Genomic DNA, 22,301 nt, shown 5'->3' with positions numbered 1-22,301 from the left:
GTCAGAAGGGTGTTGAGGTCTGTCGTCACAAACAGATCTTCAACACCCTTCGTCTATGCCCACACCCCGGGGTCGTTAGGACTTACTCGTCTAGGTGCACGAGCGGTAGGCCGGGTACGCGCCCGCCGGCCGTGGGTACGCGCGGCGTCGGTGGTGATGGCCAGAATCGCAAGCCCGCCCCCGGATCGCCTCGGCGACGGCACGCGGTTTCACGTGAAACAGAGATAGCGGCTCGCTGGCACCGATCGAAAACCGGGGTCGGAGTGACTAGTCAAGCGGCGAAGGTGCCTGTTCGATCCCGTCCTCCGGTGGCCGCCGAACCCGCCGATCTGGAGGCTCGCGGACAACGACCGACTGGCCGAAAAGTTATCCACACCGGTTGTCCACAGGCACCCCCCGTTTCACGTGAAACAGCGCGTGGGAGCGGGTGTGGGCCTGTGGATGACGGCCTGTGTTCAGGATCTCGGCAGCCTGTGGATATCGCCTCGCGGCGCCCGCGCGAGCACGAGCAGCCGGCCGGCGGCGGGCACCGATCCGGCGGCCCGGGACCGCTCGATCAGGTAGGGACAGCGGTGCCAGACTCGGTTAGGGTCAGCGTCGTGCACGACAACCCTCCCTCAGTCCCGGACTTCACCCAGTGGCCGTCATTTCCCTTCGAGGGTGACCTCCACGTGAAGCAACTCGATGATCCGGTCCCGGTCGAACCGCCCCGGAAGGGCGAGGGTCTCCGGGAATGCACCGCCTGCAACGCACCCGACGACGCCTACATCTGGGTGGGCGAGCGGTGGCGGGTCCGCGCGATGGACCGGCCCACCGGTCTGCCCATGGTGCTCATCCTGGAATCGCGCACCCACCTCGACCTCGGCGACCTGCCGAACCTGCTGGCTGCCGAGCTGGGGGTGATGACGGTACGTCTGGAGCGGGCCATCCGGTCGCTCGACGGCGTGGCACGGGTGCACGTCAATCGCTGGGGCGACGGCTCGGCTCATCTGCACATGTGGTTCCTCGCTCGCCCGTACGGCCGCCTTCAGTTGCGGGGCACGTTCCTGTCCCTGTGGGACTCGATCCTGCCGCCGATCTCCGAGGCGCAGTGGCGGGAAAATCTGGCGCTCGTCGCGGCCTGGCTCGCCGAGTTCGGTGGCCGCCCGCTCGCCGAGCCGCCCCGCATCCAGTGGCAGGCGCCGTCCAGTCTGCTGGCCCAGTCCGCCGCCGCGGACGCCGCTGCCGCAGCGGAGGCTGCCTCAGCGGCAGCAGCCGGGACGGAGGCCGTCTCGGTCATCGAGGCGGCAGAGGAGATCCCGGAACCGCCCCTCGACTCCACTCCCGATCTGACCGACGCCGACAGCGGCACCCGGACCGAACCGGTAGTGGACCCCGGCGCCGCTGCCGGCTCGACGACGCCCACCGTCACCGACCGCGCGGCTGAGCCCGCCCAGTTGGGCACGGTCAACAGCCCGGCGGCTGAACCCGCTCGGACGGCATCCGCCACCGACCTGCCCGGCGTCCCGGCCGCCAGCACCCGGGCCTCCACCACCGCAACATCCGGCAGCGCAACATCCGGCAGCGCAACATCTGGCAGCGCGGCATCCGGCACCGCAACATCCGGCAGCGCGGCATCTGGCAGCGCTGCCACGACGGCCACCGACGGACTCCGCGCCGGCCTGGCGGAGAAGCTCACCGACAGACCTCACGGCGTCGGCTCGGCGGAGAAGCCCACCGGCGGGGCCAACGTCGGCCCGGCCAGCGGAAGCGCCGACGAGGCTGGATCCGCCAACCCGGCAGTGTCCGACCCGGCCAACGAAGAAGCCGTCAGCAGGAACGTCCCCGAGAAGAGCACCGGCACGCCGGGCGAGGCCGTGCGCACCGACGGCAGCGGCACTCCCGACGTACGCGCGACTCACTGATCCGGAACCGACCATGAGGTTGACCTCGGCAGGCCAACCTCATGGTCGTCCCGCGGGTGGTCCGCTCCGCCGAACGGGTTGGCGGGTAGGTCAGTGCCTGGTGAGGCGGGCAGCGGCTCGGGCGACCAGGGTGCCGAGGAGTCGGCCGAAGTCCAGCCCGGCCGCCTGCACGGCGAGCGGAAGCAGTGACGTCTCCGTCATCCCCGGGGAGACGTTGACCTCCAGCACGTGCGGCTGGCCGTCCGCGTCCACGATCACGTCGACGCGGGAGAGGTCCCGTAGACCGAGCGCGGTGTGCGCGGCGAGGGCCACGTCAGCGACAGTGGCAGCCACCTCAGGGTCCAGCCGGGCGGGGGCGTGCCAGGTGGTCCGGCCCGCGGTGTAGCGCGCGGCGTAGTCGTACACGCCGTTACGCGGCACGATCTCCACCGGGGGCAGCGCCTGCGGGCCGTCGCCCAGGTCGACGACGGAGACTGCCACGTCCATCCCCGGCACGTACCGCTCCACGAGCGCAGTGGAGTAGTAAGCGAAGCAGCCGACCATCGCGGCGGGCAGTGCGGCGGCGTCCCGGACCACCGCCCCGCCCAGCCCGGACCCGCCCTGCGCCGGCTTCACCATCAGGGGTACGCCCAGACGGTCGACGATCCGGTCCAGGACGGCGACCGCGCCGAGCTCGGAGAAACGATCGTGCGGGAGCGCCACCCAGTCGGGGGTGGGGATGCCGGCCTCGCGGAGCACCGCCTTGGCCGAGGGCTTGTCCCAGGCGACCCGGGAAGCCCGAGCGTCGCAGCCGACATACGGGACGTCGCACAGATCCAGCACCCCGCGCAGTGAGCCGTCCTCGCCGGTCGCGCCGTGCAGTGCGATCACCACCGCGTCCGGCGGGTCGGCCGCCAGCGCCGGCAGCAGCGCCACGTCCGCATCCCGCAGCTCGGCCTCCACCCCGACGGCGCGCAGCGCGTCGAGCACCCGGCGACCGGAGCGCAGCGACACGTCCCGTTCGTAGGAGAGCCCACCGGCGAGCACCACGACGCGCAGGTCGGCCGAGATGGCGGAATCGGTCACGAGGAGGTGCTCGGCGGTCGTAGCCATGCCGGCATCATGCCAAGTCGGGCCCGGGCACGTCGGAGCCGGCCCGGCCGCGTCGCCCGGCGGCACCACCCACGGCACCGAAGACCCGGCGCATCGCGATCTCCTGCTCCATCACCCCGGCCAGCCGGCGGACGCCCTCGCGGATCCGCTCCGGCGGCGGGAAGCTGAAGTTGAGCCGCATGGCGTCGGTGCCGGTGCCGTCGGCGTAGAAGCCGGTGCCGGGAACGTAGGCGACCCGGGCGGCGACCGCTCGCGGCATCATGGCCTTCGAGTCGAGCCCGTCGGGCAGGCTGGCCCACACGAAGAGACCGCCGGCCGGGGTGGTCCAGCTGGTGCCCTCGGGCATCAGGTCGGCCATCGCGTCGAGCAGGGCGTCGCGGCGTTCCCGGTAGACCTCGCGGTAGACCTTGAGTTGCTGCCGCCAGGGCATCGTGCTCAGGTAGGTGGCCACCGCGGCCTGGGCGAAACCGCTGGGGCAGAGGATCTGCGCCTCGCTGGCGATGACCAGTTTGTCGCGGACCGCGTGCGGCGCCAGGATCCAGCCGACCCGCAGCCCGGGGGCGAAGGTCTTGGAGAAGGTGCTGAGGTAGAAGACGCCGTCGCGGCGGCGGGCCCGCAGGGGGGCCGGGGCCTCACCCTCGAACCCCAGTTGGCCGTACGGGTCGTCCTCGACGACGAGCAGACCGGCGCGCTCGCAGATGTCGAGCACCCGTTCCCGGCGCTCCTCGCTGAGCGTCACGCCGGTCGGGTTCTGGTAGGTGGGGATCGTGTAGAGGAACTTGACCCGCTGGCCCGCACGGGCCAGGTCGGCGATGGCCGTCTCCAGCGCCTCCGGGATCAGCCCGTCCGCATCCATCGGTACGTGGACGACCTGCGCCTGGGCGGCCTGAAACACGCCGAGCGCACCGACGTACGTCGGCCCCTCGGCGAGCACCACGTCACCCGGGTCGAGGAAGAGCCGGGCCACCAGGTCCAGTGCCTGCTGCCCGCCCACGGTGACGACGACGTCCTCCGGTGAGGCCCCGCACGCGGCGTCGATCCCGGAGAGCGACATCACCTCGCAGATCCGCTCGCGCAGTTCGAGGGTGCCCTGACCGATGCCGTACTGAAGGGTGCTCACGCCGTGCTCGGAACCGAGCCGGCCGAGCATCTCGCCGACCGCGTCCAGCGGAAGGGCCGCGATGTACGGTGCGCCACCGGCGAGCGAGACGACCTCCGGACGACTGGCCACCGCGAACAATGCTCGGATCTCGGAGGCGGTCATCCCGCGTACCCGCCGGGCATACCGGTCGGTGTAGTCGTCGAGTGTCGTGCCGGTCATGACCTCACCTCGATCGCTGCTCGAGTGGCTCCCGCCCCGGGTACCCGGCACACCGCTGACCATGGCGGCGGGCACACCGATTGTCGATCCTAGTCCGCCGGGGTCGTGCTGCCGCCGTACCGCAGCAGATCGACCACATCGCGGACCGTCCTCGGCGTCCCCCGTCGCGGTGGGCATTCGCGCGTCCCCTCCCGTATCGTCGATCGGCGGCGTACGATCGCTCGTCGGGGGCAGGAAGGCGGCGCTGTCGTTCCATGCCGGTCTCACCACCGAGCCTATTGTGGGGATGCGCCATATGTCGCGACGTCTGGTCAGCCTGACCCTCGACACGTTGGAAGACCTCCCGCGCCCGTGCCGGCAGTGCGTCTACTGGGAGCTCGATCCGGTCTCCGCGGAGCGCGCCTGCGCCGCTGGCGATCCGGGCCTGGAGAAGGAGGCGTGGGTCTCCCAGACGCTGCTGGAGTGGGGCTCCTGCGGCAAGCTCGCGTACGTCGACGGCATGCCGGCCGGCTTCGTGATGTACGCCCCGCCCGCCTACGTGCCCCGTTCGATGGCGTTCCCGACCTCACCGGTCTCCGCGGACGCGGCACTGTTGATGACCGCCAACGTGGTCGCCGCGTTCTCGGGCGGCGGGCTGGGTCGGATGCTGGTGCAGGGTGTCGCCCGGGATCTCACCAAGCGTGGGATCAAGGCGATCGAGGCGTTCGGCGACGCCAAGTTCGGCGACGCGGACGACCCGGCCGGCGGTTGCGTGGCCCCCGTCGACTTCTTCCTCTCCGTGGGCTTCAAGACCGTGCGTCCGCATCCGCGCTTCCCCCGGTTGCGTCTTGAGCTGCGTACGGCGCTGAGCTGGAAGTCCGACGTCGAGTACGCGCTGGAGAAGTTGCTCGGGTCGATGAGCCCGGAAACCCTGCTCCGGCCGGTCCGTCCCGCCCCGGCCACCCGCTCCACCAACGGCTGACGTCCGGCTGATCAGTCCACCACGGTGCCGGCGGTCACCACGGCACGCAGTTCGCTGACGTCGAGCGATCCGGTCGGGACGTCTCGTTCGATCGGGTAGTACATCCGCTGCACAGCGGCCACGATCGCCTCCACCACCCGATCCCGGAACCGGGGGTCGACGAGGTGGGCGCGGTCCGTCGGAGAGGTGAGATAGCCGACCTCGACCCGGACGGCGGGCATCCGCGTCAGTCGTAGCAACTCCCACGTCTTGGCGTGGGTGCGGCAGTCCCGCAGCCCGGTGCGGGCGACGATCTCCCGCTGCACGAGCCCGGCCAGGCGCTCACCGGTCGCCGAGGTCACCCCGTTGTCGGTGCCGTAATGGTAGGTCGCCACGCCCTCCGCATCCGGGTTGGCGTGCCCGTCCAGGTGCAGCGAGATGAACACGTCGGCGCCGAGCGAGTTGGCGAGCAGGGCCCGGTCGGTGTCCGGCAGGCAACTGTCGGGCGATGGTCCCCGGGTGAGCTGCACCCGCACCCCGGTAGCGGCGAGGCGTCCCTCCAGTCGGCTGGCCAGGTCGTGCACAAGGTCCGCCTCGGTCCAGCGCAGTGAGCCGTCAGGCACCACCATCCCGGGGTCGGTGCCCCCGTGCCCCGGGTCGATGACGACAGTCTTGCCGACCAGCGCCGGCCCGGACTGACGGATCGCGTCGGATTCGCGGAGCCACTGCGGTCGGCCACCGACCACCTTGCGGCCGATCCGGCGAAGCGCGTTCATCGTGTGCGGGCCGCAGGAGCCGTCGGGGGTGAGCCCGACCTCACGCTGGAACTGGGCCAGCGCCCGCGACGTCCGGACACCGTAGATGGCGTCCGCGCGGCCCGTGTCGTACCCCATCTCCAGCAGTCGCTCCTGGAGCGACCGGACGTCCTCGCCGGTGAGCGGTTCGGGAACCGCGTGGTAGAGGGTGCGGGCGCCGAGCCGCCAACGGGCGGCATCCAGGGCGCGCCAGGTTTCCGCGCCGACCCGGCCGTCCACGCTGAGCCCCCGCGACTGCTGGAACGCGCGGACCGCCCGCTCGGTGTCGAGGTCGAACTCGTCGGTGTGCGGGTCGGCGGCGGCCAGCAGGTCGAGGCCGGTCAGGATGGTACGGATCTCCGTGACCGCGGGTCCCCGGTCACCGGGTCGGATCGGACGCACGCACGACCCCCTCTGCACGACACTCGCTGGCCGGGCGGCCCAGGCTTGAGGCTATGCGCTCCGGGGCGGCGAGGTGGCTGGGGCCGGGAAATACGTCGACGGTACGGCCTGGGAAGACACCGAACCCCGCACCCGACGAGCGGGTACGGGGTTCGGTTGATGTTTCTGCTGCTCAGAGGGCCGATTCGATGAGCCGGACCAGCTCGCCCTTCGGCTTGGCGCCAGCGATCGACTGCACCGGCTGACCGTTCTTGAAGACGGTGAGGGTCGGCACCGACATCACCCGGTAGGCCCGGGCGGTCTCCGGGTTCTCGTCGATGTTGAGCTTGACGATGGTGACCTGGTCACCCATCTCCCGGGCGATCTCCTCGAGCAGCGGCGACACCTTGCGGCACGGCCCGCACCACTCCGCCCAGAAGTCCACAAGCACCGGCTTGTCGGCCTGCAGCACGTCAGCGACGAAGCTCTTGTCGGTGACCGCCTTGGTTGTTCCCACTATGCCCCTCCTCCGGGATGTGTTCCTTGTTTCAGCTGAGCGTCGCGATGAACCGCTCGGCGTCGAGCGCTGCGGCACAACCGGTGCCGGCCGCGGTGATCGCCTGACGGTAGGTGTGGTCGACCACGTCGCCGGCGGCGAAGACACCTGGCACGTTGGTGCGGGTGCTCGGGGCGTGGACCTTCACGTAGCCCTCGTCGTCCAGCTCGACCTGGCCCTGGAACAGCTCGCTGCGAGGGTCGTGACCGATGGCGACGAAGACGCCTGTCACGTCCATCACCTTTGTCTCGCCGGTGTGCACGTTACGGACGCGTACGCCGGTGACCTTGCCGTCGTCGCCGAGGATCTCCTCGACGGTGCTGTTCCACTCGACCTTGATCTTCTCGTTGCTCAGCGCCCGGTCGGCCATGATCTTGCTGGCCCGGAACGAGTCGCGGCGGTGGATGATGGTCACCGACTCCGCGAAGCGGGTGAGGAAGGTGGCCTCCTCCATCGCCGAGTCGCCGCCGCCGACCACCACGATCTGCTGGTTGCGGAAGAAGAAGCCGTCACAGGTGGCACACGCGGAGACGCCGTGGCCCAGGAATTCCTGCTCACCGGGCACGCCCAGCGGACGCCAGGCCGAACCGGTGGAGAGGATGATGGATCGCGCCCGGTAGGCGGTCTCGCCAACCCAGACGGTGCTCACCGCGCCGGAGCCGGCGTCGCCGGTGTCCACCAGTTCGACTCGGGTCACGTCGTCGGTGAGGAACTCGGCGCCGAACCGCTCGGCCTGCTTGCGCATGTTGTCCATCAGCTCGGGGCCGAGGATGCCGTCGGCGAAGCCGGGGAAGTTTTCCACCTCGGTCGTGGTCATCAGCGCGCCACCGGACTGCACGCCCTCAATGATCAGCGGCTTCAGGTTGGCACGTGCGGCGTAGACCGCCGCTGTGTAGCCGGCCGGCCCGGAGCCGATGATGATCAGGTTGCGGACCTCGTCCACTGCCGTCTCCCGAGTTGTGTGTGTTCGGCGTCGGCGCGAGCACCGATGCTGATCCGAGTCGCCGACGCCTGGGTGGGGCCGGCAGCTGACTTCCAGAACGTCATCGTACGAACCGGGGATTCCCGAGCCGGGCATCCGGTGGGTCAGGTCACGTGGGGGGTCATCGTGCCATCGACCGTGGATTCACCCTACCCGCGCCGAATACCGGCTGTCCGAGCCGGACCCGGGCACGCCGCACTCCGGGCCGCTCACCCAGGCCCACCGGGCCCCGTTCGCATCGGTGAAGTGGATGACCAGTGCCTGATCGCCCTGGAACCGCGCGTAGTCGATCACCTCGACCACCAGGGGGGCCGATCCGTGTTCCGCCGCGACGCTGGCCAGGCAGCTGGTCAGCGCGGCCTCGTCGGTGAGCCGGGCGAGCTGGTCCGACCCGTCGGGAGACGGACGGCGTCCGCCCTCGGCATCCACGTGCGGCTGCCCGCCCGGGGTGTTGCCGGTCGCCCGGCTGGCAGCCGGAGCATCCGGGCCGTGGGCGTCCCCGAGGGTCTGCGGGGTGTAGTTCGTACCACTGCGCAGTGCCGGGCCGGTGGTGCGGGCCGTCCCGGCCCCCGCGACGCCCTCCGGCGCGCTGGCCGGCTGGTTCATGGCGGTGCCGCCGGAGTCGTCCGACGCCCGCATCGAGAGCTGGTTGAGGCCCAGCGCGACGGCGACGACGGCGATCGCGGCGGCGGCCACGGGTGCGCCACGGCGGGCCCAGCCGCGCCGTCGGCGGCCCGGACCGGTGGACGCCCAGCGCCCCGCGGGCGTCGGAGCGGACGGTCGGCGACCCACTCCACCCTGCGCCGGTACGACGAACGGCGTGGCTGTGTCGACGCCCGGATCGCCGGTCTGCCCGGTCGAGGTGTCGCTGGTCGGCTTCGCGGCGGCCAACGCGGCCAGGAGGCGGTCGGTGATCTCCGACGGCATCTCCGGGGACGGCTCGGCCCAGCGGCTCAGATCCGTCCGCACCTCGGCCACGGCGGGGGCCAACAGCGCGTACGCCTCGGCCCAGGACGGGTCGGTGGAGACCATGAGGGCGACCTCGTCCTGCTGCGGGGTGCCGTCCAACGCCCCGCCGAGGTAGTCAGCGAGAAGGTCGGCGTCGACCTCCCGGAACCCCTCGGTCGTCACGTGTCCTCCTGGTTGGCGTCCCGCCGGTATCGGCCTGACCCCGATCCGACGCCCTCCACCGGGCCTGGGTTCCCCGGCGTGACGCCGGGCACGCTTGTGCTCGGGCCGGTGGGGTCCGGCCGGTGCGAAGGCGTCGCCACGACGGCGGGGCGGAGATGCCCGAGCAGCACGGCCAGCCGGGCCCGGCCCCGGGCACACCGGCTCTTCACCGTCCCCTCGGCGACGCCGAGGATGCGTGCCACCTCGGCGACCGGATAACCCTGGACGTCGACGAGCACCAGCGCGGCGCGTTGCTCAAGGGGCAGTGCGGCGAGCGCCTCGCGGACCACGAGCGCGGTGTCGTGGTCCGCGGCCGGCGCCGCCGGTTCGAGCCCGCCGGTGCCCGATCCGCCGTCGGCCCGGTTGCCGTCCGGCAGCGGCACTGTGGGGTGCGCCTGCCGACGTCGGATCCGGTCCAGGCAGGCGTTGACCACGATCCGGTGCAGCCAGGTGGTGACGGCTGAGTCACCACGGAACCGGGCCGCTGCCCGATGCGCCGACAGTAGGGCGTCCTGGAGCGCGTCGGCTGCCTCCTCGCGGTCGCCGAGCGTCCGCAGGGCCACCGCCCACAGTCGGTCCCGGTGCCGGCGGAACAACTCGGCGAAGGCGTCCCGATCTCCGGCGACGTGCGCGCGCAGCAGCTCCAGGTCACTCGCGGCCGCGCGCCCGTCCATCACCACGTCCAGTGCGTGCGATGCCCGGATCGTGGCGCCCGGCTCACGACCCCTGGACCGTAATCTCCTGCACCCCCAGCTTGAACCCACCCTCGACCGGAGCCAATTCGGTGATCCAGAACAGCAGGTACTGGTATTTCGTGTCGGCGTCGAAGCCGTTGAACGTCATCGTGGTGCCGTCGTGGTCCTCGAACGGCTGGCCGATGGGGGTCTTGTAGCTCGCGATCAACTGCTTGTCACCGCTGGAGCTGGACGGCGGGTTCGTCGTGCCGGCGAGCAGTTGAGCGGACGCGTTGGTGGCCGACAACACTGCCTGCACCGACTTGACGGTGTGCGGCTCGCCGAGATCGATCCAGACGCCCATGCCCTTCTTCAGGTTGCCGAAGTTGGGCTTGTTGACGTACGTCTCCGTCTCCCAGCCCTTGTCCTCGTCACCGTCGATGACCTTCTCGGCGCCCTTGACCTCGCTGCGGTCCTTGCTGTCCGGGTCGATGATCCGGACGTCCTTCACCGTCAGCTTGCGCGTCGCCGCGGCGGCCGGGGTGGCGTCGCCGGCCGGGGCACTGGAGGTCGGCGCGGCGACCGGGTTGGACTGCGGGTCCTCGTCGTCGCCGCCCAACGCGATGATCCCGATGAGCAGACCGACCAGGGCGACGGCCAGCAGACCAGCGATGCCGACGGCGACCTTGCGACCCCCGGCCGCGGCCAGCGGCGACGGCTCTTCCCCGGTTTCGGCGGCGAACCGCAGCGGCCCGCTGTTGTCGAGGTAGTGCTCATCCTCGGCCGGCACGTCCAGTCGCGCCAGCTCCGCGGCGAGCACGTCGGAGGACGGCGGCGCGATCTCGGCGTCGAGCAGGTCCATGGTCAGGTCGTCCAGGTACGCCGGAACGCCCGCCCGGACCTGGCGCGGTGCCGCGATGGCACCCCCGGCGTCCCGAACAGCATCCGGGATGGCGGCGCGGCCGTGGCCGGCGGTGGCGCCGTTCAGTGGCGCCTCGGCGTGCGGCCAGGAGCCGGTCAGCGCGAAGTAGAGGACCCCGCCGACCGCCCGGATGTCGTTCTCCTGGCTGTCGGCGCCGTCGGTGCGTGCGTCGGCCAGGACCACCCGACCCTCGTCGCTGATCATGACGGTGCCGGGGTGGACGTTGCCGTGCACCATGCCGGTGGCGTGCACCGCGGCGAGGGCGCTCGCGACGGCGTTGCCGATCGCGGTGGCCCGAGCCGGGTCCAGGGGGCCGTCGGTCGCCAGGTCCCGCAGGGACTGCCCGTCGACCCACTCGCGCACCACGTACGCCCGGTCGGCCTCGTCGATCGCGTCGTAGACGCCGACCAGGTTGGGGTGGATGACCCGGCTGGCCGCGACGGCGGCCTGAAGCATCTCGGTGGCGGAGTCGCCACCCGGGTAACGCAGCACGACGGCAACGGGACGGCGCAGGATGACATCGACCCCGCGCCAGACCAGCCGACCCGCGCTGTCGTTGTTGATGTGCTCAACCAGTTCGTACCGCTCGGCGAGGACTTCACCGGCCGTGGGAGCACCGAAGGTCATGACCGGAGGAGCGCTTTCGTCTGCCTCCTGACCCTCGCCGACCTGGGTCACCCGTCCTCCCTCGGTGATCGTGTCGATCGATGAACCCGAACTGCTGGGCATGTGGCTTCCCGCTCTGCCGTTGAAGGAACCGGCCGACCGGTGTCGACGCCCAGCGTCGGCCCCTGCCGTACCCGTCGTGAGCGACCTTACCCGGGTTGCCCGTCTCTCCGACATGTCATCTTCCCGCCGTACCTGGCGGGGTTCCGGCTGTCGAAGAGCTCGTCCGGTTACGACCGTTGTTAGCCACGTTGCTGGCACATGTACTAGCTAATCTACGGCTTCACCGCAAGTGACCGACGCCGGGGCTGGGCTGGCGTGGCGCTCGCGTTGCCCCGTACGTTCCCACCGATCGGGTTGCCACCCTCAGCCGTACGGTTGGTTATCCACAGGCCGAAGCGGCTGTTGACCGGCGAATCGCGGAGTTATCCACAGGCGCATCCCCAGCCTGGTGATCCGTAGTCACATTCCGTATGAGTGCCAACTTGTTGTAATCGGATGCGGACTTTCAGCGACCAAGGCGGCGGCGAACCATACCGACCACCTCGGTGATCTCCCCGATCCGGAGCAGCATGGCCAGACCCAGATAGGTCGCGCCGATCACCACGCCGCCGACCACGAGTTGGGTTGCCGCCTCGAACCAGCTCGGCTCGTCGCCGCCGGGCAGCAGTGTGGTCACCAACCACCCGACCAGCGCCGCGCCGAGTGCGGCGACCACGACCCGGCCGAGGGTACGCATGATGACGCCCAGGCCGATCCGGCCGACCCGGGGCCGGAGCAACCAGGCGGACGCGACCGCCGCCGCCACGTAGGAGACCGCGTTGCCGATCATCATCCCGGCCGCCGCGAAGTGCGCGGCGAACGCGGCGAAGAGCACGATCTGTACGCCGACCCGCAGCGCCACCACCGGAATGTTGATCAGGGCCGGGGTGCGGGTGTCCGGCAGGGCGTAGAAGGCAAAGGTGAAGAGCTGGCTGATCGCGAACGGCACCAGGGCGATCGCGGCGAACAGCAGCACGGTGGACGTGGCTGACGCGTTCTCGGCGCTGAACGCGCCGTACCGGAAGACGACCACCGAGATCGGGATGGACAGCACCGCGTAGCAGACCGCGATCGGCGCGAGCACCGCCGACACCATCCGGACACCCCGGGAAAGGTCTGCGGTGACGTCGTGGAACCGCCCGTCGGCTGCGGCGGCTGCCATCCGGGGCATCAGCGCGGTGATGATCGAGACGGCGATGATGCCGTGGGCCATCATCAGCAGCAGGAAGACGTTGTTGTAGATCAGGATGCCGGCCTGGTCCGTGCCCGCGGCCCGGGTGAGGAGATTGACCACCACGAAGAGGCCGAGCTGGTTGACCGCCACGTAGCAGAACATCCAGGCCCCGAGCTTGGCCAGCTCGCGCAGCCCCAGCTCGCGGAAGTCGAACCGCCACCGCCACCGGAAGCCGACCTTGCGCAGCGCCGGCAGGAGACCGGCGGTCTGCACCGCCACGCCGAGCAGGGTACCGCCACCGACCAGCAGGATCCGACCGGTGCCCACCTCCGACGGCTGCAGCCCCTTCGCCCCGTAGACCAGGATGTAGAGACCGAAGACGCCGATCACGACCAGGTTGTTGAGGATGGGCGCCCACATCGGCGCGGCGAAGTGACCCCTGGTGTTCAGCACCGCTGCGATCAACGCGCTGACGCCGGTGAAGAACAGCATCGGCAGGATCAGCCACGACAGGCGTGTGATCAGTGTGGTGTAGGCCTCGTCCTTGCCGCTGGCGTAGATGGCTGTCAGCCAGGACGCCGACGCCACGGCGATCAGGGCCGCCACCGCCAGCGCCAGCACCGCGAGGCTGAGCAACCGTTGGGCGTACGCCTCGCCCCGGTCCGCGTCGCTCTTGCGCCGACGGACCAGCACCGGGATCAGCACACTGGTCAGCACGCCGCCGAGCAGGAACTCGTACACCTGGTTGGGGAGGAAGATGGCGGTCGTGTAGGCGTTGCCGATCAGGTTGCCGAGGGCGGCGCCGATCATCAGGTTCCGGATGAAGCCGGTGCCCCGGCTCACCAGACTGCCCACGGCCATGATCGCGCTGTTAGCGGCGGCGCTGGTCTCGCCGACGACCTCGGGTGGGGGTGCCGTCGCCTCCACCGCAGGCTGGTTCAGCGGCTCCGCGGAGATGAAGACCGCCCCGTCAGCCGGCGGCACGTTACCGTCCGGCGTGGCGTTGGCGCTGCGGTAGAGCCCGCCGCTCATCTCCAGCCTCCCAGGGGTACGTCGGGTCGGACACCGACCCGCACGCCAAGACCATAGTCAACCCCCACCCGTTACCCGCGCCCGGCGGATCGGATCACACCTGGGCCCGATAAGCTGGCGATCCCATGTCCGAAGCCTCCGCTCCTCACGCCGCCGACCGCCGCGAACTCACCGCCGCGCAGCGCAACGCCGTCGCCGAACTGCTCCGGGTGTCTCCGGTCGCCGACGAGTTGGGCCGCCGCTTCGTCCGCGCCGGTCACGAGTTGCACCTGGTGGGCGGTTCGGTACGAGATGCCCTGCTCGGTCGACTCGGGGACGACCTCGACTTCTGCACCGACGCGCACCCCGACGAGACCCTGCGGATCATCAAGGGCTGGGCCGAGTCGATCTGGGAGACCGGTCGGGAGTTCGGCACCATCGGCGCTCAGCGCGACGGCCTCCGACTGGAGATCACCACCTTCCGCGCCGAGTCGTACGACCAGGTCAGCCGCAACCCCGTGGTCGTGTACGGCACCAGCCTCGACGAGGACCTGAAGCGGCGCGACTTCACGATCAACGCGATGGCGGTCAGCCTGCCGGACCACCGGTTCACCGACCCGCACGGTGGGCTGGACGATCTCTCGGCGAAGGTGATCCGTACTCCGAGCACGCCTGGTGAGTCGTTCGGCGACGACCCGCTGCGGATGCTGCGGGCCGCCCGGTTCGCCGCCCAGCTGCGTTTCGCCGTGCACCCGGACGTGCACCTGGCGATGACCGAGATGGCCGCCGACCTGGACCGGATCACCGCCGAGCGGATCCGCGACGAGTTCACCAAGCTGCTCTGCGGCGCGGACCCGATCACCGGGCTGCGGCTGCTGGTCGACACCGGGCTGGCCGAGCAGTTCCTGCCGGAGCTGACCGGGCTGAAGCTGGAGATCGACGAGCACGCCCAGCACAAGGACGTCTACGAGCACACGTTGACCGTCGTCGAGAACGCGGTCTCCTACGAGGAGGAGGGCTGCGACTTCATCCTGCGGATGGCCGCCCTCCTACACGACGTGGGCAAGCCGGCGACGAAGGCGGTCGGGTCCGACGGCCGGGTCAGCTTCCACCACCACGAGGTGGTCGGCGCCCGGCTGACCAAGGCCCGGATGAAGGCGATGCGCTACCCCAAGGACGTCACCGCGCAGGTGACCGCGCTGGTCGCGCTGCACCTGCGCTTCTACGGGTACGGGCGGGGCGAGTGGACCGACTCGGCGGTGCGCCGATACGTCGCCGACGCCGGTGACCTGCTGCCCCGACTGCACAAGCTGACCCGCTCCGACTGCACGACCCGCAACCGGCGCAAGGCCGCGCAGCTCGCGGCGGACTACGACGCGCTGGAGGATCGGATCGCGCGGATCGCGGCCGAGGAGGACCTGGCGCGGGTTCGACCCGACCTGGACGGCAACGCGATCATGGAGCTGCTCGGCGTACCGCCGGGGCCGGTGGTCGGGCGGGCCTGGAAGCACCTCAAGGAGCAACGCCTCGAGCAGGGTCCGCTGGACCGCGACGCCGCCGAGGCGGAGCTGCTGCGCTGGGCCCGCGCCGAGGGCATCCTCGGCTAACGCGCTCCACGGATGCGCAGCTGTCCGGTCGACGACGAAACGCGAGCGGATCGACCGAATGGCTGAGGTGTAGCGCTTTCATCGTCGTCCATGATGTCTGGGCGTCCGTCGGCTACCGGTGCATCGACACCGCCGCCGACCCCACCGCCCGTCCGGCCGTCCGGATTGGACGGGCGACGATCAAACGGGGAGAACACCTAGTGAAACGCCGTGGCGTAATACGCCGCTCGGCGGTGGCGAGCGTTGCTCTCGCCTCCGCAACCATCATCGTCACCGCTGCGACCGGTGGGGCCGCCATGGCCGAACCGACCGCTCCGTTGGCCCCGAAGCCCGCCAGCAAGTTGACCGCCCCCAAGGCGGACGGCCGGTTGGCCAAGGCCAAGCCCGCGGAGGTCGTACCGGGTCGCTACATCGTGGTCCTCAAGGGCAAGAAGACCACGCCCGCCAAGATCAAGGCCGCTGCTTCGGCTCTGGCCAAGGAGAACGGCGGCAGCGTCCGCCGGCTGTACGGCAGCGCCGTCAACGGCTACTCCGCCGCCATGACCGCGAAGCAGGCCGGCCGGCTGGCCGCCGACCCGGATGTCGCATCCGTGGAGCCGGTGACCCGCGTGCACACGAGCGGAACGCAGAGCTCGCCTCCCTCCTGGGGCCTGGACCGGATCGATCAGGTCTCGCCCAAGCCGAATGGCAGCTACACGTACCCCAACACCGGTGCCGGGGTGAAGGCGTACATCGTCGACACCGGCATCGACATCAGTCACAGCGATTTCGGTGGCCGTGCCTCCAACGGCTACGACGCGATCGAGCGGGACAATGTGGCGCAGGACTGCCACGGTCACGGCACGCACGTGGCGGGCACCGTCGGCGGCACGAAGTACGGCGTGGCCAAGGACGTGAGCCTGGTCGCCGTCCGGGTCCTCGACTGCGATGGTGCTGGCACCACCGAGGAAGTCGTGGCCGGGATCGACTGGGTGACCGCCAACGCGCAGAAGCCAGCCGTGGTCAACATGAGCCTCGGCGGGCCGGAGAACCCGGACTACCCGGCGATCTCCATGGCGGTCAGCAACTCCATCGCCACCGGTCTCACCTACGCGGTGGCCGCCGGCAACGAAGCGGACGATGCCTGCTACTACACCCCTGCCCAGGTGTCGGCGGCGATCACCGTCGGAGCCACCGACAGGTTCGACCGTCGGGCCTCGACCGAGTACTTCGATTCGAACTACGGTCCGTGTGTCGACGTCTGGGCTCCGGGCGTGGACATCGTCTCGGCGGCAAGCGGGACCACCAACGGATCGGTGGCCTTCAGCGGGACCTCGATGGCGTCTCCGCACGTGGCCGGCGCCGCTGCGCTGCTGCTTCAGTCGAACCCGACGTGGTCCCCGACGCAGGTGCGCAACGCGATCGTGACCCGGGGGCTCGCTGGCGCGGTGTTGAACCCGCAGGGCGGGGTGGACCGTCTGCTCAACGTCGCGTCGGCCCTAACTCCCGCGCGCACCGCGCACGGTCTGCTGGCGCGTTCCAACGGCTATTTCGTCTCGGCTGACGGTGCGGGCAGCAAGCCTCTGGCCGCCGCCGGCCCGGTGCTGGGCGGCTGGGAGAAGCTCGACATCGTCGACGCCGGCAACGGCCTGGTCGCACTGCGGGCGAACGTCAACGGTAAGTACGTCAGCGCCAACGGTGCCGGCAGCAAGCCACTGATCGCCGCTGCCGCATCGGTGAGCACCTGGGAGAGGTTCCAGCTTGTTCACAACATCGACGGCACCGTGAGCCTGAGGGCCACTGTCAACAACAAGTACGTCAGTGCCCCCAGCAACGGTGGTCCGCTGATTGCCAGCGCGACGAACGCCAGCACCTGGGAGAAGTTCGACCTCGAGACGAACCTGATCGTCAGCTTCAAGTCCTCCGCCAGCGGCAAGTACGTCTCCGCTGACGGTGCCGGCAGCAAGCCGCTGATCCCGGTGGCCACGAAGGTCAGCACCTGGGAGAAGTTCGAACTGTACGACCTGGACTACTACGGCTACTTCGGCCTGCGTTCGCTGGCCAACGGCAAGTTCGTCTCGGCGACCTCCGCTGGATCGAAGCCGATGGTTGCCTCGGCCGCCGGAATCAATGCCTGGGAGGCCTTCACCTTCTGGCACCGGGGTGTCGGGGCCACGGACGGGTCGGGCTGGATCTACGCGAACGTCGACGGGCAGGCGGTCAGCGCCGGCAGTGCCGGCACCAGCCAGCTGGTCCCGAACAAGGACTTCGACTTCTGGAGCGAGGACTTCGGCCTTTCGGCGGGCGAGCGCTTCGTCCTGGGCCTCGCCTGAATCAGCCACCGAATCACCGGCGCCCGCCGGCACCTCTCCCTCGGGAGGCGGTGCCGGCGGGCGCCGGCCGTTGGTGGGTAGATCCGTGCCGGGCAGAGCCCTGACTGTCGGCCGGTTCTGCGCGCTCAGCGCGAGACGGTGCTGCCGTCCACAGTCCCGCCCCCGGTGACCGGCGCGGTGGCGTCGCCCCGTCCGGCACCGAGCCGTGCCAGCAGGCCGGGCAGGTCGATCCCGGTGAGATCGCTGCCGAGCTGGAGGCCCTGGGCCACGTTGCCGGCCACCGACCTGGTGAGCGACGACGCGCCGTCGGTGGAAATCACGGTCATCTTGTCGATCGCCCCGATCGGCGCGCTGGCCGCCTCGACGACCTGCGGCAGCACCTTGACCAGCAGGTCGAGCACGGCCGCCTCTCCGTACGCGGCGAACGCCTCGGCCTTGCGCGCCATCGCGTCGGCCTCGGCCTCACCCTTGGCGAGGATGGCCGCGGCCTCGGCCTGGCCCTCCCGCTCCACCGCCTCGGCGATGGCGGAGCGTCGCCGCTGCTCGGCCTCACCCTCCTTGGCGCCCTCGATGGCGTTGGCCTCGGCGAGCGCGGCCCGGCGGGCCCGCTCACCCTCACCGGTGAGGCGGGCCTGCTCGGCGGAGGCCTGCGCCGCGGCGATGACGGCCTGGCGCTGCGCGTCGGCGTGCAGCACCGCCGCGTTGCGGGAAGCCTCGGCCTCCTGCTCCACCTTGTACCGGGCGGCATCGGCCGGCTTGCGAACCTCGGTGTCGAGTTGGCGCTGCTTGAGTTCGGCGTTGCGCTCGGCCACCTTCTGCTGCTCGGAGAGGATCGCCTGGTCCCGCTCGGCCTGGGCGAGCGGTCCGGCCGCCGCGGACTTCGCCTTCGCCGCGTCGATCTCGGCCTGGATGCCGGCCTGCTTGAGGGCCAGGTTCCGGTTTGCCTCGGCGATGGCCTCCTCGGCGAGCAGGCGCTCCTGCTCGGCCTGCTGGCGGGCCCGCGCCTCGGCGATCGCCGCGTCCTTGAGCACCCGGGCGGCCTCGGGTCGACCCAGGTCCTGCAGGTAGGAGCCCTCGGCGAGGATGTCCTGGAGCTGGAAGGTGTCCAGCACCAGACCCTGGTTGGTCATCGAGTGCTCGGCCTCTTCGGCCACGGCGCTGGCAAACGCCGCCCGGTCCCGGATGACCTCCTCGACGTTGAGCCGGCCGACGATCGAGCGCAGCGCGCCGGCCAGCACCTCCCGAGTGAAGTTGTCGATCTCGTCCTGCTGGTGCAGGAACCGCTGGGCGGCGGCCCGGATCGCGTCCTCGGTCCCGCCGACCTTGACGATCGCCACGCCGTGCAGGTCGGCGCGGATGCCCTGCTTGCTGACCGCGCCCCGGATGCCGACGTCGATCCGCCGGCTGGACAGGTCGAGCGACTGGAGCTTCTGCACCACTGGCAGCACGAACACCGAGGCGCCCAGCACGACCTTCTGACCGGAGGTGTCGGTGGACCGCCCGCCGTCGGCGGTCTGGGTGGTGCGGCCCTTGCGACCGGTGACGATGAACGCCTCGTTCGGACCGGCGACCTTGATCCGGGAGAGCACGAAGAGCACCAGGATGAGCACGAGGAGGACCGCGCCACCGATGGCGATGAGTAGGGCCATATAAAGAGTCCCGTCTGTGAGGGGGAGATCAGTAGGTCTCTACGTGCACGCTGGTCTCGCTGAGCGCCTGCACGACGAAGATCTGAGCGCCGATCGGGATCGGCTGGTCCGCGCGGGCGCTGAGCTTGACCGGTTGGCCGGCGAGGCGGATGCGGACCTCGCCGTACCCGTTGGCCGGCACCGGGGTGACGACCAGGCCGAGCGCGCCGACCAGGTCGTCGCGGGTGGGGGTGGGGTCGGTGCGCATGTTCCGCGCCGCCCGACTCAGCCGGGATGCCAACCAGCCGGTGGGCACGGCCGCGAGCACGCCGCCGGCCACCGCCCCGACGACCATGCCAGGTGTACGCGCACCGAGCAGCTCGTTGACGATGGCCGCGCCGAACCCGAAAGCCCCGGCGAAGCCGGCGACCGTCTCGACCGAGATCGGCCCGTCCACGTCGGCGTGCCCGAAGTGGAGCAGCTCGGTGCCGAGCAGCGCGAGCGCGAGCACACCGATGCCCGCCCCGCCGATGATCAGAAAGATGAGCGTCCCCGTTGCCACGACCTTGACGGTATCGACGCCGCGCAACGCAGAACGGCCTGGCAGGACGCGAAGATGATCTAGCGGTGCGGGTCGGGAGTGGCGCTCGACCCGCTGCCGGAGGCCGGGCCGGCGAGATGGTCCGCGTCGGGGAGAATAGGTGGATGCGCTGGACCGTGCTCGACTCGCCGATCGGCGAGTTCTCCGTCGCCACCGACGGCACGAACGTCTGCGGCGCCGCCTTCGGCCGGGTCGAGGCAGCGGTCGACGAGCCCGGCGACGCGTTGTCCCAGCAGGCCGTCGACGAACTGCGGGCGTACTTCGCCGGTGAGCTGACCGCGTTCGGCATCCCGGTGTCGATGCCCCGGGGCTCCGACTTCGAGCGCGCCGTGTGGCGGGAGATGACCCGAATCCCGTACGGGGAGACGCTGACGTACGGCGCGGTGGCGCGGCTGGTCGGCGATGCGGGGGCGGCGCGGGCGGTGGGAATGGCCTGCAACCGCAACCCGGTCCCGGTCATCGTGCCGTGTCACCGGATCGTTGGGGCGGGCGGCAAGCTTGTCGGCTTCGGTGGAGGCTTGCCGCGCAAGGTCAAGCTGCTGGAGTTGGAGGCCGCTGTCGCGCTGCGACACGCGTGGTCCTGACCTTCGACCGATCCCGTCACGCCTGGCCGCCGCGCCGGAGATGAACACGTGACGATCGCTACACATTTTGACCCTTTGTCTCCGTACCTCGGTCTCTGCATGTGCGTTGGTCGAAACGCGAACGTGCTGGCTGCGGAGATGGAGGCAAGAGATGGTGTCGAGTCTGGTTGACGTACCCCCGGAAGAGTTATACAAAAACGGTATGGCCTTCACCCTGACGCTCAAGCCCGAGGTCGAGCAGCGCCTTCGGGAGCTGGCCGAGGCGGAACACCGTTCGATGCACAAGACCGTCGAGGTGGCGATCCAGGAATACCTCGAGCGTCAGGAGCGCAACGAGTGGACCCGCCAGGCCGCCCGGCGGGTCCTGGAGGAAGACGCCGAGTTCTTCGAGATGTTGGGGGACCGGTGAATCAACCGTGGCCCGAGCCGGAAGACCTGTTGATTCTCCTGTCCGAGCACACGGGCCAGCACAGCCGGGTCAGGGACGGCGGCATCCTCGTCGCAGCGGCGGCCCGCCCACACGCCCGGATGCTGGGGCGGGCCGTCTACCCGACCGTGCTGGAGAGGGCGGCGGCGTTGATGCACGGATTGATGATCTGGCGGCCGCTCGACATGTGGAACGCCGGCCTCGCCTGGGCAGCGATGCGGATCTTCCTGGTCCGTTGCGGCGTGGTGCTACACATGCCGGCCAAGGAGCGGATGGCGCTCACCGACGCGTTGGCCAGTGGTGAGATCGATTCGGTCGACGAGCTGGCGCTGCGGCTGTCGCCGTACCTGGAGATGTCGAGCTGAACGCGGCGAAGGGCCGGGTCCGCACGGACCCGGCCCTTCCACGTGCGTGATGACTCAGCGCGTCAGCGCGTGACCTCACCGGCGATGAACTCCTCGACGGCCTGGTGGGCGTCGTGGTCGGCGTACTGCACCGGCGGAGACTTCATGAAGTACGACGAGGCCGACAGGATCGGGCCGCCGATCTTCCGGTCCAGGGCGATCTTCGCAGCCCGGACCGCGTCGATGATGACACCGGCCGAGTTCGGAGAGTCCCACACCTCGAGCTTGAGCTCGGCGTTGAGGGGGGTGTCACCGAACGAGCGGCCCTCCAGGCGGATGTACGCCCACTTGCGGTCGTCCAACCACGGCACGTGGTCCGACGGGCCGATGTGCACGTCGCTCTTGCTCATCTCGTGCGGGATCTGCGAGGTGACCGACTGGGTCTTCGAGATCTTCTTCGAGACCAGGCGCTTGCGCTCCAGCATGTTCATGAAGTCCATGTTGCCGCCGAAGTTGAGCTGGTACGTGCGCAGCAGCTCGACGCCGCGGTCCTCGAAGAGCTTCGCGAGGGCACGGTGCACGATGGTGGCGCCGACCTGGCTCTTGATGTCGTCACCGACGATCGGCAGGCCCGCGTCCTCGAACTTCTTGGCCCACTCGGGGTCGGAGGCGATGAAGACCGGCAGGGCGTTGACGAACGCGCAGCCGGCGTCGATCGCGGCCTGGGCGTAGAACTTGGCGGCCTGCTCGGAGCCGACCGGCAGGTAGCAGACGACCACGTCGACCTGCGCGTCGCGCAGCGCCTGCGCCACGTCGACGGGGGTGGCGTCCGACTCCTCGACGATCTCGCGGTAGTACTGGCCCAGACCGTCGAAGGTCGGGCCGCGCTGCACGCTGACGCCGGTCGGCGGCACGTCGCAGAGCTTGATGGTGTTGTTCTCGCTGGCGACGATCGCCTCCGCGAGGTCCATGCCCACCTTCTTGGCGTCCACGTCGAATGCCGCGACGAACTCCACGGCGTTGACGTGATAATCGCCGAAGGCGACGTGCATGAGACCCGGGACGCGGTCGTTCGGGTTGGCGTTCCGGTAGTACTCGACGCCCTGAACCAGGGACGAGGCGCAGTTACCCACACCGACGATGGCGACGCGGACGGAGCCCATAGCGTC

The 22,301-nt window shown here is 70.2% G+C and carries 18 protein-coding genes and 1 pseudogene; 7 read left to right on the top strand and 12 right to left on the bottom strand.

Features of this window, described 5'->3' with window-relative positions:
• Positions 1–599: 599 nt before the first annotated feature.
• Positions 600–1,400: pseudogene (locus ACIBEF_RS27285) on the top strand (hypothetical protein); the annotation flags it as partial.
• A gap of 594 nt (positions 1,401–1,994) precedes the next feature.
• Here ACIBEF_RS27285 and ACIBEF_RS27280 read toward each other — a convergent pair.
• Both ACIBEF_RS27280 and ACIBEF_RS27275 read right to left on the bottom strand, forming a co-directional pair.
• On the bottom strand, positions 1,995–2,996 hold the full coding sequence (locus ACIBEF_RS27280; protein ID WP_357226049.1) for a D-alanine--D-alanine ligase: 1,002 nt from the start codon (positions 2,994–2,996) through the stop codon (positions 1,995–1,997).
• Positions 2,997–3,003: 7 nt separating this feature from the next.
• Positions 3,004–4,317: a PLP-dependent aminotransferase family protein gene (locus ACIBEF_RS27275; RefSeq protein ID WP_357205150.1), complete on the bottom strand. Its 1,314-nt coding sequence runs from the start codon at positions 4,315–4,317 to the stop codon at positions 3,004–3,006.
• Positions 4,318–4,612: 295 nt separating this feature from the next.
• On the opposite strand from ACIBEF_RS27275, the gene ACIBEF_RS27270 reads away from it, so the two are divergent.
• Positions 4,613–5,278 (top strand): GNAT family N-acetyltransferase, encoded by a 666-nt coding sequence (locus ACIBEF_RS27270; RefSeq protein WP_355004547.1) that lies wholly within the window; start codon positions 4,613–4,615, stop codon positions 5,276–5,278.
• An 11-nt stretch (positions 5,279–5,289) separates the two neighbouring features.
• On the opposite strand, the gene ACIBEF_RS27265 is transcribed toward ACIBEF_RS27270, so the two are convergent.
• The 7 genes from ACIBEF_RS27265 to murJ all read right to left on the bottom strand — a co-directional run bounded on the left by ACIBEF_RS27265 (position 5,290) and on the right by murJ (position 13,650).
• On the bottom strand, positions 5,290–6,453 hold the full coding sequence (locus ACIBEF_RS27265) for an N-acetylmuramoyl-L-alanine amidase (RefSeq protein WP_396796020.1): 1,164 nt from the start codon (positions 6,451–6,453) through the stop codon (positions 5,290–5,292).
• A gap of 172 nt (positions 6,454–6,625) precedes the next feature.
• Complete coding sequence (gene trxA, locus ACIBEF_RS27260) at positions 6,626–6,949, bottom strand: thioredoxin (RefSeq protein WP_030331849.1); 324 nt, start codon at positions 6,947–6,949, stop codon at positions 6,626–6,628.
• 31 nt (positions 6,950–6,980) lie between these two features.
• Entirely contained in the window at positions 6,981–7,931 is a 951-nt protein-coding gene (gene trxB / locus ACIBEF_RS27255) for a thioredoxin-disulfide reductase (RefSeq protein ID WP_396796018.1), read from the bottom strand.
• 183 nt (positions 7,932–8,114) lie between these two features.
• On the bottom strand, positions 8,115–9,101 hold the full coding sequence (locus tag ACIBEF_RS27250; protein WP_396796017.1) for a hypothetical protein: 987 nt from the start codon (positions 9,099–9,101) through the stop codon (positions 8,115–8,117).
• Positions 9,098–9,814, bottom strand: a complete 717-nt coding sequence (gene sigM, locus ACIBEF_RS27245; RefSeq protein ID WP_357205160.1) for an RNA polymerase sigma factor SigM — start codon at positions 9,812–9,814, stop codon at positions 9,098–9,100. The genes ACIBEF_RS27250 and sigM overlap by 4 nt, the downstream gene beginning before the upstream one ends.
• Before the next feature lie 43 nt (positions 9,815–9,857).
• The gene (locus ACIBEF_RS27240) at positions 9,858–11,465 is read right to left on the bottom strand and encodes a protein kinase family protein (RefSeq protein WP_396796016.1); all 1,608 of its coding nucleotides are present in this window, start codon (positions 11,463–11,465) and stop codon (positions 9,858–9,860) included.
• A 445-nt stretch (positions 11,466–11,910) separates the two neighbouring features.
• Positions 11,911–13,650, bottom strand: a complete 1,740-nt coding sequence (murJ, locus tag ACIBEF_RS27235) for a murein biosynthesis integral membrane protein MurJ (protein WP_396796015.1) — start codon at positions 13,648–13,650, stop codon at positions 11,911–11,913.
• Between the two features lie 125 nt (positions 13,651–13,775).
• Between murJ and ACIBEF_RS27230 the strand changes: the two genes are divergently transcribed.
• Both ACIBEF_RS27230 and ACIBEF_RS27225 read left to right on the top strand, forming a co-directional pair.
• Entirely contained in the window at positions 13,776–15,236 is a 1,461-nt protein-coding gene (locus ACIBEF_RS27230; protein WP_396796014.1) for a CCA tRNA nucleotidyltransferase, read from the top strand.
• A 233-nt stretch (positions 15,237–15,469) separates the two neighbouring features.
• A complete protein-coding gene (locus ACIBEF_RS27225; protein ID WP_396796012.1) occupies positions 15,470–17,548 on the top strand; it encodes a S8 family serine peptidase in 2,079 nt (692 codons plus the stop codon).
• A gap of 125 nt (positions 17,549–17,673) precedes the next feature.
• On the opposite strand, the gene ACIBEF_RS27220 is transcribed toward ACIBEF_RS27225, so the two are convergent.
• The gene (locus tag ACIBEF_RS27220; protein ID WP_396796011.1) at positions 17,674–19,197 is read right to left on the bottom strand and encodes a flotillin family protein; all 1,524 of its coding nucleotides are present in this window, start codon (positions 19,195–19,197) and stop codon (positions 17,674–17,676) included.
• A gap of 28 nt (positions 19,198–19,225) precedes the next feature.
• Positions 19,226–19,783 carry a hypothetical protein gene (locus ACIBEF_RS27215; protein ID WP_396796022.1) on the bottom strand — a complete coding sequence of 186 codons (558 nt, stop codon included), beginning with the start codon at positions 19,781–19,783 and terminating at the stop codon, positions 19,226–19,228.
• A 98-nt stretch (positions 19,784–19,881) separates the two neighbouring features.
• Here ACIBEF_RS27215 and ACIBEF_RS27210 point away from each other — a divergent pair, with 98 nt between their 5' ends.
• From ACIBEF_RS27210 to ACIBEF_RS27200, 3 genes are all read left to right on the top strand, one after another.
• A complete protein-coding gene (locus ACIBEF_RS27210) occupies positions 19,882–20,361 on the top strand; it encodes a methylated-DNA--[protein]-cysteine S-methyltransferase (protein WP_396796010.1) in 480 nt (159 codons plus the stop codon).
• A gap of 202 nt (positions 20,362–20,563) precedes the next feature.
• On the top strand, positions 20,564–20,770 hold the full coding sequence (locus ACIBEF_RS27205) for a ribbon-helix-helix protein, CopG family (RefSeq protein WP_088987059.1): 207 nt from the start codon (positions 20,564–20,566) through the stop codon (positions 20,768–20,770).
• Complete coding sequence (locus tag ACIBEF_RS27200; RefSeq protein WP_357208243.1) at positions 20,767–21,153, top strand: hypothetical protein; 387 nt, start codon at positions 20,767–20,769, stop codon at positions 21,151–21,153. Before ACIBEF_RS27205 ends, ACIBEF_RS27200 begins: the two co-directional genes overlap by 4 nt.
• 62 nt (positions 21,154–21,215) lie before the next feature.
• Here the strand turns inward: ACIBEF_RS27200 and ACIBEF_RS27195 are convergent, their stop codons facing one another.
• Positions 21,216–22,295: an inositol-3-phosphate synthase gene (locus tag ACIBEF_RS27195; RefSeq protein ID WP_091396616.1), complete on the bottom strand. Its 1,080-nt coding sequence runs from the start codon at positions 22,293–22,295 to the stop codon at positions 21,216–21,218.
• Positions 22,296–22,301: the final 6 nt, after the last annotated feature.

Origin of the sequence: Micromonospora sp. NPDC050795 (assembly GCF_044456785.1) — a bacterium.
GTDB lineage: Bacteria > Actinomycetota > Actinomycetes > Mycobacteriales > Micromonosporaceae > Micromonospora.
This window is presented reverse-complemented; position numbering and strand designations above follow the sequence as displayed.